Below are 409 nucleotides of genomic sequence, written 5' to 3'. Positions count from 1 at the left end.
GTCCATTGGTCGCTCGCGCGCTGGTGAATCCGTTGGAAGCGGCTGTTTTGAGGATCAACCCCTGCAAGCCAAATCACCCGCTCGTCAGCGCTTAAAAATCGATTTTCTGCGGTGTCGATCTCGACAATCTCGCGACTCGTCGAGTTGCCAATCATCGAATGCACGGTGGTGGCTTCGCGCTCAACCCAGACAGTGCGTGTCGGCTCCGGTGGAACATCAACGAAACGCGGGACGCAAGCAGAGCAAAGACTGCATGCGACTATCGCCAATGGCGTTGCCCATTTCACGTTGATTTCTCCATGCACATTCGAACGAACAGTGCAGGGATACTATCGGTTCGGATAAAAAAAGTTAGGGCGAAAAGCTTCAGTTTTCGAAGCATTTCGCCCAAATGCGGATGCCCCCGAGG

The 409-nt window shown here is 53.8% G+C and carries 1 protein-coding gene; it reads right to left on the bottom strand.

Annotation, left to right across the window (positions count from 1 at the left end; genetic code table 11):
• Positions 1–287 (bottom strand): hypothetical protein (locus tag K9U40_RS24255; RefSeq protein WP_282892595.1); only part of this gene is annotated, 287 nt, incomplete at its 3' end.
• Positions 288–409: the final 122 nt, after the last annotated feature.

This window comes from Xanthobacter autotrophicus (assembly GCF_030015065.1).
Taxonomy (GTDB): domain Bacteria; phylum Pseudomonadota; class Alphaproteobacteria; order Rhizobiales; family Xanthobacteraceae; genus Xanthobacter; species Xanthobacter autotrophicus_D.
Note: the sequence above shows the minus strand (reverse complement) of the source record. Positions and strands in the feature narration are given on the sequence as shown.